15 protein-coding genes and 1 pseudogene are annotated in these 14066 nt (G+C 51.6%); 7 read left to right on the top strand and 9 right to left on the bottom strand.

All coding sequences use genetic code 11. From position 1 onward, the window contains the following. Both catA and salA read right to left on the bottom strand, forming a co-directional pair. Window positions 1–822, bottom strand: an 822-nt coding sequence (catA, locus tag A3220_RS12000) for a catechol 1,2-dioxygenase (RefSeq protein ID WP_062375050.1), incomplete at its 3' end; no start/stop codon positions are given. Window positions 823–872: 50 nt separating this feature from the next. Next, on the bottom strand, window positions 873–2171 hold the full coding sequence (gene salA / locus A3220_RS11995; protein WP_062375048.1) for a salicylate 1-monooxygenase: 1299 nt from the start codon (window positions 2169–2171) through the stop codon (window positions 873–875). 203 nt (window positions 2172–2374) lie between these two features. Here salA and A3220_RS11990 point away from each other — a divergent pair, with 203 nt between their 5' ends. Continuing rightward, entirely contained in the window at window positions 2375–3280 is a 906-nt protein-coding gene (locus A3220_RS11990) for a LysR family transcriptional regulator (protein ID WP_062375047.1), read from the top strand. 31 nt (window positions 3281–3311) lie between these two features. Here the strand turns inward: A3220_RS11990 and A3220_RS11985 are convergent, their stop codons facing one another. The 3 genes from A3220_RS11985 to A3220_RS11975 form a co-directional block, all read right to left on the bottom strand. After that, window positions 3312–4127 (bottom strand): class III extradiol ring-cleavage dioxygenase, encoded by an 816-nt coding sequence (locus tag A3220_RS11985; RefSeq protein WP_062375045.1) that lies wholly within the window; start codon window positions 4125–4127, stop codon window positions 3312–3314. Between the two features lie 71 nt (window positions 4128–4198). After that, complete coding sequence (locus A3220_RS11980; protein ID WP_084812782.1) at window positions 4199–5146, bottom strand: glutathione S-transferase family protein; 948 nt, start codon at window positions 5144–5146, stop codon at window positions 4199–4201. 60 nt (window positions 5147–5206) lie between these two features. Continuing rightward, on the bottom strand, window positions 5207–5665 hold the full coding sequence (locus A3220_RS11975) for a DoxX family protein (protein ID WP_062375042.1): 459 nt from the start codon (window positions 5663–5665) through the stop codon (window positions 5207–5209). A gap of 160 nt (window positions 5666–5825) precedes the next feature. Here A3220_RS11975 and A3220_RS11970 point away from each other — a divergent pair, with 160 nt between their 5' ends. The 3 genes and pseudogenes from A3220_RS11970 (at window position 5826) to A3220_RS11960 (ending at window position 8061) form a co-directional block, all read left to right on the top strand. Then, window positions 5826–6743 carry a LysR family transcriptional regulator gene (locus A3220_RS11970; protein ID WP_062375040.1) on the top strand — a complete coding sequence of 306 codons (918 nt, stop codon included), beginning with the start codon at window positions 5826–5828 and terminating at the stop codon, window positions 6741–6743. A 72-nt stretch (window positions 6744–6815) separates the two neighbouring features. Beyond that, a pseudogene (locus tag A3220_RS11965) lies at window positions 6816–7736 on the top strand (LysR family transcriptional regulator). 127 nt (window positions 7737–7863) lie between these two features. Then, window positions 7864–8061, top strand: coding sequence for a 4-oxalocrotonate tautomerase family protein (locus tag A3220_RS11960; protein ID WP_062375038.1), 198 nt, complete (start codon window positions 7864–7866; stop codon window positions 8059–8061). Window positions 8062–8156: 95 nt separating this feature from the next. Here the strand turns inward: A3220_RS11960 and A3220_RS11955 are convergent, their stop codons facing one another. Further along, entirely contained in the window at window positions 8157–9047 is an 891-nt protein-coding gene (locus tag A3220_RS11955) for a LysR family transcriptional regulator (RefSeq protein WP_062375037.1), read from the bottom strand. Between the two features lie 170 nt (window positions 9048–9217). On the opposite strand from A3220_RS11955, the gene A3220_RS11950 reads away from it, so the two are divergent. Genes A3220_RS11950 through A3220_RS11940 form a run of 3 tightly spaced genes read left to right on the top strand, consistent with a single transcriptional unit; the run spans window position 9218 to window position 12207 of the window. After that, a complete protein-coding gene (locus A3220_RS11950; protein WP_062375035.1) occupies window positions 9218–9430 on the top strand; it encodes a DUF3311 domain-containing protein in 213 nt (70 codons plus the stop codon). Then, window positions 9423–10880 carry a sodium:solute symporter family protein gene (locus A3220_RS11945; protein WP_062375033.1) on the top strand — a complete coding sequence of 486 codons (1458 nt, stop codon included), beginning with the start codon at window positions 9423–9425 and terminating at the stop codon, window positions 10878–10880. The genes A3220_RS11950 and A3220_RS11945 overlap by 8 nt, the downstream gene beginning before the upstream one ends. Window positions 10881–10896: 16 nt before the next feature. Continuing rightward, window positions 10897–12207: an amidohydrolase gene (locus A3220_RS11940; protein WP_062375031.1), complete on the top strand. Its 1311-nt coding sequence runs from the start codon at window positions 10897–10899 to the stop codon at window positions 12205–12207. Between the two features lie 64 nt (window positions 12208–12271). On the opposite strand, the gene A3220_RS11935 is transcribed toward A3220_RS11940, so the two are convergent. From A3220_RS11935 to A3220_RS11925, 3 genes are all read right to left on the bottom strand, one after another. Then, window positions 12272–12673, bottom strand: a complete 402-nt coding sequence (locus tag A3220_RS11935) for a nuclear transport factor 2 family protein (RefSeq protein WP_062375030.1) — start codon at window positions 12671–12673, stop codon at window positions 12272–12274. Between the two features lie 37 nt (window positions 12674–12710). Then, entirely contained in the window at window positions 12711–13532 is an 822-nt protein-coding gene (locus tag A3220_RS11930; RefSeq protein WP_062375052.1) for a 3-keto-5-aminohexanoate cleavage protein, read from the bottom strand. Between the two features lie 113 nt (window positions 13533–13645). Beyond that, the coding region (locus A3220_RS11925; RefSeq protein ID WP_174524468.1) for an anion permease at window positions 13646–14066 on the bottom strand (421 nt) is incomplete at its 5' end.

Genomic DNA, 14066 nt, shown 5'->3' with positions numbered 1-14066 from the left:
CTTGGCAATCTCAGCCGGGTCTTCAATCCGCTCGGCGGGCACGACGAGCTCTTCGCGGGTGGCAAAGGCGAAGTCATCAAAGGTGTAGGGGTCGCCGGCTAAGTTGATCTGGGTGGTCAGGTGCTGGTGGCCCGGGGCAGAGACAAAGTAGTGAATATGCGCCGGGCGCTCGCCGTGGCGGCCGAGGGACTTGAGCACCACATCGGTGGGGGCCCCTTCCGGTACGCCGTAGCCGGAGGGAATAATGCTACGCGCGGTGTACCGGCCCTCGCTGTCGGCATAGATCGTGCGGCGCATGTTGTACTCGTCCTGAGAAGGGTCAAAGAACGAGTAGCCGCCCTTGGAGTTGCAGTGCCAGATCTCGACCTTGGCGCCGGGGATCGGCTGACCGTTCACGTCGCGCACCTGGCCGGTGAGCCACATGGTCTCGCCATCAGGGTCGCTGCCATCGTCCATCCGCGCAAAGCCTTCCGCCTCGGGGGCGCCGGCCACGTAGAGCGGACCTTCGATGGTGCGCGGGGTGCCGCCGGTGCGCTTGGCTTCGGCGTCGATGGCGTCGTGGCGCATATCGAGGAAATGGTCAAACCCGAGCCCAGGGGACAAGAGGCCGAACTGAGTCTGGCTGCCCAGGGCGTTCAGCAGGTTCACGGCGGCCCAGTACTCCTCTTCGCTGACATCGAAGTCGTCGATCAGTTTGAACAGGTCGCCGACTAGGCGATGGACAATCTGCTTGGCGCGGTCGTTGCCACCGGCTTGGTCAAGGCCCGCCACGGCGTTCAGGAAGGTTTGGACTTCGGGGGTGTCGAAGATTTTTACGGTCATTAGGATGCTCCTCTCTATTGTTGTAGGCTTGATAGGTGAAGATGTCTCGACTAATTCAATACGGCTTGTAACTGACGAGCGGCAATGACATCTTCTTGTGGGTCATGGTTCCAAAGCCAGTCGAAGCGGTTTTCCAAGTTTTCGATTAGCTTGGCCTCATCGTCACCGATGCCAACACCAGCATATTCATAGACATCCCCAGCCTCATGTGACGTTCTCTGCACTTTGCAGGTGCGCGCGTGACGCACTTGTTCAAAAGCAGCTAAGACATCGTTCACTGTGTGGCGATCACAATGTTCATCCGTGAGGAGGCTTGCGAGTACGTAGGCATCTTCAAGCGCCTGACCAGCTCCGGCACCTTGGTGAGGAACTAGTGCATGGGCGGCGTCGCCGACAATCAGCACACGGTCACGATGGTAGCGGGCGAGTTCGGGTAACTCATGCAGCGCCCAACGCGTTGGCTCAGGAATGCATTCAAGGATTGCTTGGCAGGCTGGACTCCAACCCTTGAATACTTCCAGCATTTCCTTCTGGCTGGAGGCTTTTACCCACTCTTCACCTTCGGCAAGTTTAGGGTTCGGTGTAGAGCGGTCAGTAATAAAAGCGACAACATTGATCAGTTGCGACTGCTTAACGGGGAAAGTCAGGATGTGCCGGTCTTTACCGAGATACATTTGGGGCACAAGAGCTAGGCGCTTCTCGCTACCTTTAGCCTCTAAAGCGGCCTCTAGCTCATCGGTGGGGATCATGCCGCGATAGGCATAAGTACCACTCCAAAACGGATTTATCTCGCCGTACTGCTCGGGAGGCAAAACATGGCGGCGTACAGCGGACTTAATTCCATCGAAGCCGATGATCACATCGCCGGTAAAGTGTGTGCCATCGTCGAAGTAAGCTGTTGCGCTATCGGCATCTTGCTTAACCTCGACACAGCGCTTGCCGAAGTGAGCAATACCTTCAGGAAGGTTGGCAACAATGGCATCCAAAAAATCGGCACGGTGTACCGAAGATTGACCAACCCCCGGCGCTAAACTAGCAGTTAAGTAAGCATCATCACTACCACGCCGCCACTCAAACCAAACATCTTCAAAGGGAGCGGGAGAAGAATCGGCAATGCGTTGATAGGAGGCTTCTAAGCCCAGCCGCTGAATAGCCTTTACAGCGTTAGGGCCAAAAGAAACCCCAGCACCAATTTCAGAGAACTGAGGAGCGGCTTCGAAAAGCTGAACATCAAGCTGGCTATCGCGGGATAGCGCGACGGCGAAGGCCACACCACCAATACCGCCACCGACAATGCCAATCGAAAGACGCTTTTGCTGTGTATTTGCTACTGTGTTTTTAGCTACCATGATTCCACTCTGCTCAGGGGCTTATCGTTGTATGTTGAGCGTCATGCTCTTCCCCTAACGCTATTCGGGAGCTTCAACAGCCACCACACAGCCTCCTTCATTCAGACTATAAACGGCGTTAATAACAATATGAATCAACCAGTTAAAAACATTATAAACAGACGCATTCAACTATTGTTGGATACGTGGCGAGGCGCTAGGTAATGGAGAAACTTGCCAATATTGACCTTAATCTGCTGGTCGTTTTTGACTTATTGTACCAAGAGCAAAATACGCAGCGGGTCGCATTACGCTTGGGTATCACTCAGCCAGCGGTCAGCCATGCTTTAAAGCGATTGCGTCACTTGCTGGAAGACGAACTTTTCGAGCGTACTTCGCAAGGGCTGCAACCTACGCCTCGTGCTAGCCAACTTCACCCCGGCATTGCAGATGCATTAGCGAAAATGCACGACACCTTGAAGCTTTGCGATGATTTCAACCCCGCAAAGAGTGATCGCACATTCCATATCAACATGACTGATATCGGTGAAATAGTGTTTCTCCCACGCCTGCTACAGCACCTCTCCCTCCATGCTCCGGGCGTCTCAATCAACTCCGTGCGCAGCCATAATAATGACCTGAAACACGAGATGGAGGAGGGAAAGATCGACCTGGCCGTTGGTCTAATCCCACAGCTAGGCGCCGGTTTTTACCAGCAGCGGCTATTTGTACAACGCTATGTTTGCCTAATGCGCGAAGATCACCCGCTCGCCACTGGGGATTTTAGCCTTGATTATTTTCGCACGGCGCACCACGCTGTGGTGGTTGCCCAAGGCACTGGACACAGTATTATCGAAGAGCAGCTGGCGAACGCGGGGGTTAAGCGGCCAGTTCGATTAACCCTGCCACATTTCGCAACCGTTCCCTATATCGTCAGCAGCAGCGATCTTATTGTGACAGTGACCAATAAACTAGCCGAAGCAACCTGCCAACGCTTTGGGTTAATCGCTCGTGAGCACCCTCTGGCATTCCCCGAGATTCCGATCAATCTTTTCTGGCACCGCCGCTTTCATCAAGACCCTGGCAACCGCTGGTTAAGAGGGCTTATGTTTGAGATATTTTCTGAGTAGTCAATCACTCAGCACCTCCCTTCAGCGTGTTTTATTTGGCACGCTGTCGTGACCAATAGAACATGCCTGATGCTTTGTTCAATATTATGGTGGATAACTGCTTATCACTGGGTCTCCCCGCTAAACCATAACAGACATGCAGTGGCAGTAAGTGCTCTTCTCTTGGATGACAGAAGCGTGCGTAAGGGGCCTTATCCCAGTTAGCCAAACGACGGTAGCGCTCTGATTCATCAATATCTTGGCGGGAGCATGTATCCACTAACCACTCTTCGAAGGCTTGGTTCTTGGCTTGGCTCTCTGGCGTAATAGGGCTAAAGAATTCCCGCATGTTGTGGAATGAAAAACCCGACCCAATCACCAGTAGGTTCTCGTGTTCCAGAGATTTGAGCGCTCGGCCGATGGCAAGGTGCGTATCCGCACTGAGGGTGTTAACCAATGACAGCTGTACACAAGGAATGTCAGCCTCCGGGTACATTATTTTGAGCGGAACAAAAACGCCATGATCAAATCCACGCTTAGTATCTAGCACGGACGAAATGCCAGCCTTGTTAAGTGCTTTGTTCACCTGTTGGGCCAACTCAGGCTCTCCCTGACAGGGGTACTGAATTTGATACGCTTCGGGTGGGAAGCCTCCATAGTCATAGATTAGCTCTGGGGCCGCCCCTGATGTGATGGTAGGCACCGACGCTTCCCAGTGGGCGCTAATAATTAAAATGGCAGACGGTTTGCTGATGACCCTAGCTATCTCTTGTAGCGACTCAACCATCTCTTGATGATCTGGGTCACCTAATAGGGGCAGAGGCCCACCGCCGTGGGAAAGAAATAAAATGTCTGGAGAGGCGTTCATTATCATGCTCCTGTGGTGATGTAAGGTTTCATGCATGCCATAACGCATCAGTTACACTATCCATCCAAGAACTACAGGGATGCCGGACCTACCGGCACAATACTGCTGGGATTCAGCGCTTTGATGGAATAATACCCTGCTTTGATATGCTCAATATTAACCGTATCGGCAATGCCATTAATGGTATAGATACGTTGCATATAAGCATGCAAGTTAGGCATGGTGTTAAGCGTATTCCTATTGCATTTGAATAGCCCGTGATAGGCAGCATCAAACCTTACCAATGTCACGAATAGCCGCACATCGGTCTCGGTCAACCGTTCGCCAAACAGGTAAGCGCGTCCATCTGACAAGCGCGCTTCGAGTTCATCCAAGGTGAGAAACACCTTTTCATACGCCTCTTCGTACGCCTGCTGAGACGATGCAAACCCTGCTTGGTAAACCCCGTTATTGAGGTTTTTATAAATAACCTCGTTCAATGCATCAATGTGAGCGGCTAAATCTAATGGGTAAAGGTTCGGTCCTTGCTGACCAAACGCGTCGAACGCCGTGTTGAGCATGCGCAGAATGTCAGCTGACTCATTGCTGACAATGGTGCGTGTTTTCTTGTCCCACAAAACGGGCACGGTGGCTCGACCGGTGTAGGTTGAGTCGGCTTGAGAATACAGCTCATGCAGATAATGGGCACCGTTAAGGCTATCATCATGAGCACCGGGATAGCCGCCAAACTGCCAGCCTTGGTCTGTTAACTTGGGGTTAACGACCGTTACGCTGATCAGACCCGTTAACCCTTTCAACTGGCGCGCCATCAGCGTGCGGGAAGCCCAGGGGCAAATATAAGCAACGTAGAGGTGATAGCGGTCTTTTTCGGCTTTAAAGCCCCCCTTACCTGTTATACCAGGCGAGCCGTCTGGCGTGATCCAGTGGCGAAAAGACGATAATTGGCGAATAAACCGCCCCTCTTCGTCTTTAGCCTGAACAGGGTGCCAGTTTTCTTGCCATGTTCCGTTAACCAACATAGTAATCTCCTTCCTCCAAAATAAGCCCCGTCAATACGGCGGGGCGATCGGTATGCTAGGTTATTGGCGACCATGAAAGAGCTGCGACTGCAGCAAACTATCGACTGACAAGCGTCCTGCCCCTTGGATCGCTAATGCGGTGGTGGCAGCGAAAAGTGTGAGTGCATATTCGTAGCCGTTGTTTGTTAGGAACAGACCGTTACTCAAATGGACGCTGAAAATAGCGACCAACATAGTCACAGCTGTCACAATTGCGGCAGGACGTGTTAGCAGCCCCAGGAATAAAGCGATCCCTCCCAAAAACTCGGCGCTCCCTGCCAGTAATGCCATGGCATAGCCGGGTTCAAGGCCGATACTGGTCATCCATTGCCCGGTGCCTTCCAAGCCGTAGCCTCCGAACCAGCCAAATAGTTTCTGCGCACCGTGTGCCGCTAATATCAGACCGACCGGTAGTCTTAAAGCCAGGGCCGCGTAGCCGCCAGTGGAATTAAATAATGTGTGTGCGAATTGGTTTTTCATGAGTTGTTCCTCGAATAGCGAATATCGTTTATTTAACAAGCTTTGCGTTACTGATGAACGCACTTTACTCGCGTCATGAAGAAACAATAAGGACGAAGATGTTGCATGATTAACAACAAAACGTTGATAATATTTATTTCCGTCAGGGATAAGGAAACGAATGGATCGTATTGATGCCATGAGAGCTTTCGTCAACGTGGTTAGCGAAGGAACCTTCACCCAGGCCGCCGAGCGTCTTGAAATGTCGCCTCAGCTCGTCAGTAAATATGTGTCTCAGTTGGAAGAGCGCCTGGGCGTGCGCTTGTTGAACCGCACAACCCGAAAAGTGCATCTTACAGAAGCGGGCATTCGTTACTTTGAGCATGCCCAGCAGGTGCTAGATGACATTGACGATATGGACAGTCAGCTCAATGACTTGCAAGAAGGAGCGCGGGGTCGTTTGCGGATTAGCGCTCCTGTTTCCTTCGCGACACTGCATTTAGCACCACTGTTGGCTGACTTCCAGCAGGCACACCCGGCCGTTAGTATCGACTTACAATTGAACGATAGAAAAGTGGATATCGTGGAGGAAGGGTTTGATATCGCTTTACGCATTGGACATTTGAAAAGCTCCTCCCTGATCGCTAAATTTATCGCTCCTGTGCGACTGGTGATATGCGCCTCGCCTGACTATTTAGCCCGCCATGGCACCCCTGAAAGCCCCAGTGAACTGAAACAACACCGGTATCTGCGTTACAGCTACATGGAGCATGATATGGGATTGCCCGCCACTGAGTGGCTTCCAGCGACTGGTCGGCATCCAGCGGGAGACTTGATCAGCAACAATGGTGATGTACTGATCAGAGCCGCGATTCAGGGGGCCGGCATTGCCATTCAGCCGACTTTTATTTCGGGGGAGGCGATTGCCAAGGGCAAACTAAACATGATTCTTCCTGAGTACGAGCCCGCCCCGTTGGGCCTGTATGCGGTTTATGCACACCGCAAATTATTGGCTAGCAAGGTGAGGTGTTTTATCGATTTTTTAGACGGCTACTTCGGTGATCCGCCCTACTGGGATACCTTTGACGGTGGCAAATAACTCACCGTTTATGAGTTATCAGTTTGGCGTAATGAATAGCGCAATCGGCTTAGCAAAACAGGATTACTTACCATGAGCATGCCGGTTTTTTCTGACAACCCACGCGCCATTGTCTATTTTGTTGCCGTTGCCAAAGCGGGCAGCTTTACCGCTGCGGCAAATGAATTGGGTGTTTCTAAATCGGCGCTAGGAAAAAGTGTTTCTAAGCTGGAACAGCACTTAGCAACAAAGTTACTTTACAGAACCACGCGTAAACTGAGTCTCACAACAGAAGGTGAGGCCTATTTTGCCAGCTGTCAAAGCGCTCTCGACACACTGCAGGCGGCAGAAACGTCACTACGCTCAAAGCTGAGTGAACCGTCCGGCACAGTGCGGATTGATATGCCCGCCGCCTTTGGTCGGTCTGTGATGATGCCAATTTTGTTAGGCATGACCGAGCGTTATCCGCACCTGAAGCTTACCCTCACCTTCAATGATCGCATCATTGACCCGCTGGATGCCGGATTTGATCTCGCCATCCGCTATGGTGCCTTGAAGGACAGTGCCGACCTGGTCGCCAAGAAGCTCAATGACCAGCATCTCGTGCTTTGTGCATCGCCTAGCTACCTTGAACGCTATGGAACCCCACAGAACTTACAGGCGCTCAATCAACACCGCTGCTTAATGGCTTGGCGCGGTGGGTCACCGTTGAGCTGGCGAGTCAAAGACGACAATGGGTAGGAAGTAAGGTTTAACCCCTCACCCTATCATCAAATAAGCGATGGCGACGCGATGATGGATGCCTGCATGGCAGGCGCGGGGATCGTTCAGTTTCCAGAGGCATTGCTGCGACCTTTTATCGTTCAGGGAAAGTTGGTGACGATCCTCCCAGAGTTCGCACCCTCCCCCACAGAACTTAATATTATTTGGCCACGCTCCTATCAGCTGCTACCGAGCGTTCGCTTTATTATCGACGAGCTGGTCTCTCTGGCAGATCAGAACGCATTTGGATGATTGTAGAATTTCACTCTACTCTGAAACAGGTTGTAGTGTGTTTATCAACTTCCGGAGCAGGGCTAAGCTGTTTTTCCGAGCAGCTAGCTCGATAAAGCTTACTCTTTACGCTCCAAGAGGATTCAACATGCCAGTCGTAAATATTCAGATGTTTGATGGCCGAGACGAAGCCAAACCTGCTATTGCCAAAGCCGTTACCGATGCGATTGCCCAGCATGGCAACATCGACCCGCAATATGTTTACGTCATTTTCAATGATGTATCCATGGACAACTGGGCGATTTCCGGTGAGATTTTTTCGGAAACGCTCAAGAAATCAAGTTAGTGTACTAACATCACCAAACACTGTTAGTGCCGCTCAAGTCGTTGCGCTGAAAATCATCGCAGCGACTTACTGCTATATAAGCCCGAGCAGCAAGGCTACTCAAATATCTCTACTGCCATTTGAATAAAATTATCGAGCACCGGCGATACATTACCCGCTCTCCACGCCAACCACAGCGGCATATCACAGGAAGTTAACTCAGCTAGCTCGATAAAATGGATTCCAGGCATGGGGTGGCTGCGACTGGCAGCCGGTACAATCGCCAAACCTAATCCAGCCGCCACCATACTAAGAATCGTAATATTATCAGCGCCATACTGCACTACGCGGGGCTCAAAGCTCAGCCGTGAAAAATGCGCTACCACCCGATCATAGTAGACCGGGGAAATGCTACGATACCCCCAGACAAACTCAGCGTTAGCAAGCTCCGTTAGTTTTTTCGGCGGTGTTTGCGCCCAAATCGACGTGGCAGGCACGGCAAGTACCAAGTGATCCTGCTGCAGTAGACGTGCCTCGATCCCTGACTGCGCATAATCATCTAGATAGAGAATACCCACATCGAGGCTACCTTGTTGCAGCCTCTCCAACTGTGGGCCAGAAAGTAGCGGAAAGACATCCAGCGCTACATGGGGATAGCGGCCACGATAGCCGCCCATGAGTTCGGACACTCCGGTGACCCACAAGTGTGTCACGGTTACACCAAGACTGAGTTTTCCTGTTTGTCCGCTGCCAAGCGCCAGCAGGCGCGCTTTTAAATCAGAACGCTCATCTAGTAACCGTGTGGCTTCGCTATAAAGCGCTTGCCCTGGGACAGTCAACCGAACACCCCGAGCATGGCGATCGAGAAGCTGGGTACCTACATCTTCCTCCAACAACCTCATCTGTCGTGTCAGCGCTGGTTGCGCAACATGCACTTTGCGGCTAGCGGCAGAAATTGAGCCTGTTTCTACCACGGCAATAAAGTACTCCAATTGGCGAAATTCCATTAGCTTATCCTCACCTCAAGTTATCTGCTATTTCCTCTGACCACGCCGACCACCCATACCCATATGGTATGAATAACATCTAAAATCTATATTTTTTGTATCTCTATTCTTGTTTCATAGTGAAATAACAATTCAAAAACAAGACTCGCCATGGCGAGCAGGAAACTCCTATGAACAAGACCTATCACCTTCTAACGGGTTTGCACTTTGCGGTGTGCACCCTGGCGATGATCTGGCCCGGCGCACTCATCGCCAACCGTATCGAACCCACCGTGTTCGGCCTGCCCTTTCTGTTTTTCTGGTACATCTTATGGATGCTGATTCTATTTGTCGGCATGTGGGTAGCCTTTGTGGTTCGTCACGGAGGTGGACGCCATGAATGATTCGATTGTTGTTATTGGTATTACATTGACCTATCTCATCCTGGTCTTATGGGTAGGGCTTCGTGCCCGTGGTCAAGAGAATTCCAGTTTGGAAGGCTATGTTGCGGGTGGTCGCCACGTCGGTGTGGTGATCTTGTTCTTCATCCTTGGTGCCGAGATATTTTCAGCCTTCGCATTCCTGGGCGCGCCAGGTTGGAGCTATCAGCACGGTGCGCCTGCCTTCTATATCCTCGCTTACCTGTCGCTGGTCCCCATCACTATTTGGGCCATGGGTCCGCGCGTAGCCAAGCTAGGACGCGAACGGGGCTATCTCACTCAAGGTGATATGATTGCCGACCACTACCAAAGTAAAACACTGGGCATTTTGGCCGGAGTAATCGGCGTACTGGCATTGGTACCCTACCTTACCATTCAGATTGCCGGTGCTGGCCTGCTATTTCAGGCAGCTACTGATGGCCTCATTCCCTTCTGGCTGGGTGCTTTATTAGCCTTTTTAGTGGTTGCAGCCTACGTCTTTTGCAGCGGCCTGAACGGCATCGGCTGGACCAACCTTCTCCAGGGCATCATGATGATAGTCATCGCATGGTTTTTGGGACTTAGCATCTCTGAACGCCTCTACGGTGGCGTGGGCGAGATGTTCAATCAAGTCCAAATGACAATGCCGGAATACCTGACAATGCCTGGAGCCACCGGAATGAACTGGGGCTACTTCAGTACGGCAGTGTTAGTAAGCGCTTTCGGCGGCGCCATGTGGCCGCACCTGTTTATGAAGTTCTACTCTGCTGATAGCGGTAAAACGCTACGCAAAGTAAGCGTTTTTTACCCCCTCTACGCCTACTTGCTGGTACCGCTGCTATTCATTGGGTTTGCCGGTATTTTAGTGTTTGCTGACACCCCATTAGAACGCTCTGATACAGTGCTTCTACGCATGGTGATGGACGTGGCCAATTTCTCGCCTTGGGTCATCGGCTTGATGCTTTCCGGGGCACTGGCCGCCGCTATGTCGACAGGTGCCAACTTAGCTCATACTGCTGCGGTAGTATTGGTGCGCGACGTCGTCGGCCCCACCATGATGAAAGGTGCTGGCGAGAAGGCGGTCGTTAGCGCAACACGCTGGAGCGTGCTCGGTCTGTCGCTGATTGCTTACCTATTCGCACTGGCCAATCCTTCTTCGTTGGTACTGCTGCTGCTCGGCGCTTATGGATTGATTGTTCAATTATTTCCCATGGTGTTCGGCGCACTATTTATGCCACAGCTACGCCGCGCCAGTGTCATGGCAGGTGCCCTCTTCGGCAGCCTAGCCTACTTATTGATGGAGTTCGTCTGGATCTCACCCTTCGGCTGGCACGCTGGCGTCTGGGCAATGCTGCTCAACCTCGGCGTTGTGATGTCTTGGCAATGTCTTGCCAAGCCCCCGCTTACCGAACCCACACCTTCCCATTCTCAATGAGTGCCAGGAGAGTTAAATGAGCATCCAGACCGGTCGTTTAAACTTAAAGTGCGCCATCTCCACTCAGCTAGAAGCAGCATTCGAAGATATTCAGTCGCTCTACCGTCAGTTGCATAAATCCCCCGAGCTGCCGTTCCAGGAGCATAAGACGAGTGCACGGCTCGCCAATGCTTTGGACAGTTTCGGCTATGAGGTAACCCGTGGCATTGGCGGAACAGGCGTTGTGGCATTACTGCGTAACGGTGAAGGGCCAACAGTGATGTTACGCAGCGATATGGATGCATTACCCATCAAGGAAGAAACGGGGCTTGATTTCGCCAGTAGCGAAACCACTGTCGCTGAGGATGGCAGAGAGGTACCGCTAATGCACGCATGCGGCCATGACCTGCACAGCAGTTGCATCGTGGGTACGGCAGCCGTCATGGCAGGCCTTAAAGAGCAATGGGCAGGTACTCTAATGCTGATTTGTCAGCCCGCAGAAGAAGTTTTTGGCGGTGCTAAAGCGATGTTGAATGATGGCCTCTATACGCGCTTTCCACGTCCTGACATTATTCTTGGCCAGCACAATATGCCCGCTCTTGCTGGTACTGTCGGGCACCGCGCTGGTAGCACTATGGCTGCTTGCACCAATTTGGCCATTACCATTCACGGCAACGGAGGCCACGGCTCCATGCCCGCACAAACGGTGGATCCCGTAGTGATTGCTGCTCATGTGGTCACCCGACTGCAGACAATCGTTGCTCGCGAGGTTCCGCCAGAGGAAACGGTGGTGGTTACAGTTGGCAAGCTTCACGCTGGCACCCAGGCCAACATTATTCCTCACTCGGCAGAGCTTGAGATCAATATCCGCAGCTTTGATAACACATTACACAGCCAAGTGGTTGAATCTATCGAGCGTATCATTCACGCTGAGTGCAATGCTGGACGATCGCCCAAACCACCGACATTTAACGTGCTCAATGAAACCATCGCCTTAGAAAACAACACCATGGCGGTTGAACATGTACGCCGCGCTCACGCAGAGCATTTCGGTGATGCTAACCTTTATGACATGCCACGGCTTAATGGCAGCGAGGATTTCCCCTTTTTTGGGAATGCAGAAGCAGGCGGTTTTGGTGAAGAAGATATTCCCTACGTTTACTGGTTTATTGGAGCCACTCCCGCAGAACGCTGGGCGGAAGTCCCTGGGATTAGCGTTTCGCAGAAAATGCGTCACCTTGAAATGCCGCATTCGCCCTATTATTTCCCAGGCAATGACGTGACGTTGCGCACGGGTATAGAAGCCATGGCAGTAGGCGCTTTAGCGTATCTAACCCAGCAACTCTAGAAAACTAAACGACAGTGTTACTAACACTGTCGTTTTATCCTACACATCTTATCCTGTTGTTCGTTTAAGGCTGGGCCCATGCTGCGCGACTACTATGCGCAGCGGTCTTATTGGTAATTTTCCAGTTACCGCCAACCTTAAGTAGTGCAATCACATCTACCCAAGAGTCCCTAAGGTTTTCGCTGTTGTCAAAACCTAAGAGCACGCTGGCTACTTCTCCGGCTTGGACCACCGCAATAAATCGGCTCTTCACCGCTCGGTGACTGTTCGCCCAACGCTCGAAACGAGCGCTGATCAAATCAGTCGCCAACACGCCATCAGCGTCCAGCGCAAAAATCCACGCATCCCGATGAAACGCCTCCTCTAGTTTTTCAATACCGTCTTGAAAGCCCTCGACATATAGCTGCACTACCCGCTTAATTTCATCGATCTCTGGCGCAGATCCCACTATAGTGATATCCGTCATCACTTAACTCCTGCTTATGGATTGTTAGTTTTATTTTTTATAACCCCAGCATCTCACGCGCCTGCTGCCAGGTAGCAACAGGGCGCTGATACTTTTCACACAACGCGGCAGTACGCTTGACTAATGCTGCGTTAGAAGGCGCCAGCGTATTACTGTCCAAGCGCACGTTATCTTCAAGCCCGGTACGAGTATGGCCGCCTGCCGCAATCGACCACTCATTAAGTAGGTATTGATTAGCACCAATGCCTGCACCACACCACTGGGCCTCCGGTGCCAGCCGTTTGAGCGTCTCGATATAAAAATCAAACGTTGGCTTGTCCGCGGGCATTGAATTCTTTACGCCCATTACAAACTGAACATAAAGCGGTGCCTTTAGTTTGCCTTGCTTGGAAAGATTCACTGCTTGGTGGATATGTGACAGATCAAACGCTTCGATTTCGGGCTTAACGCCGTACTTCAGCATCTCATCGGCCAGCCACTCCACCAGCTGCGGCGGATTCTCGTAAACACGATTCGGAAAGTTATTGGAGCCCACCGACAAGCTGGCCATATCAGGCTTAAGCGGCAGCATGCCACCACGCTCCTCACCTGCCCCAGAACGCCCACCGGTAGAGAGCTGAATGATCATGCCAGGGCAATGCTGCTTGAGTCCTTCCATCAAACGGCCAAACTTCTCTGGGTCGGATGAAGGCGTTTGGTCATCATTGCGCACATGGCAATGAGCAATGCTCGCACCAGCTTCAAAAGCTGCCTGAGTACTTTCAATCTGCTCTTCAACCGTAACCGGCACGGCAGGGTTGTTCTCTTTGCGCGGCAGGCTGCCGGTAATGGCGACGCAAATAATGCAGGGTTGAGACATAAACACCTCTTTTATTATCACAGTAAGCACAAACGTCTTATTAAAAAAAATAATGAGTGGGATATCTACCAGCGTTAACATAAAATTAACGTCAATAACTTGAATACCATAGGTTAAAAAGACACACCAAAAACCAAAGGAACAATGGTATAAAGCGCGGCCATAATCACTAACATACCTATGATATTGAGCCAGATACCTGCCCGAATCATGCTTTTGATGGGAAGATCCCCTGTGGCGAAAGCCACTGCGTTAGAAGGCGTTGCGACTGGCAACATAAAGGCACAACTAACGGCGAAGGTGACCACAATGGTCATCAAGAAAGGCTCGATACCCAGTCCCATGGCAATAGATCCCATAATGGGGAAGAAGGCAGCCGCCGTCGCCGTGTTACTGGTTAACTCGGTCAATAGAATAATAACGATAGCTGTGATGGTTAGGATCAGAATCGGCGGTAGCTCAGATAATCCCGAAACGCTCTCGCCAACCCATGCACTCAAACCAGTGGCGGTGAACTGAGCTGATAGTGTTAAG

It is taken from the genome of Halomonas sp. KX33721, assembly GCF_001596805.1.
GTDB classification, from domain to species: domain Bacteria; phylum Pseudomonadota; class Gammaproteobacteria; order Pseudomonadales; family Halomonadaceae; genus Vreelandella; species Vreelandella aquamarina.
This window is presented reverse-complemented; position numbering and strand designations above follow the sequence as displayed.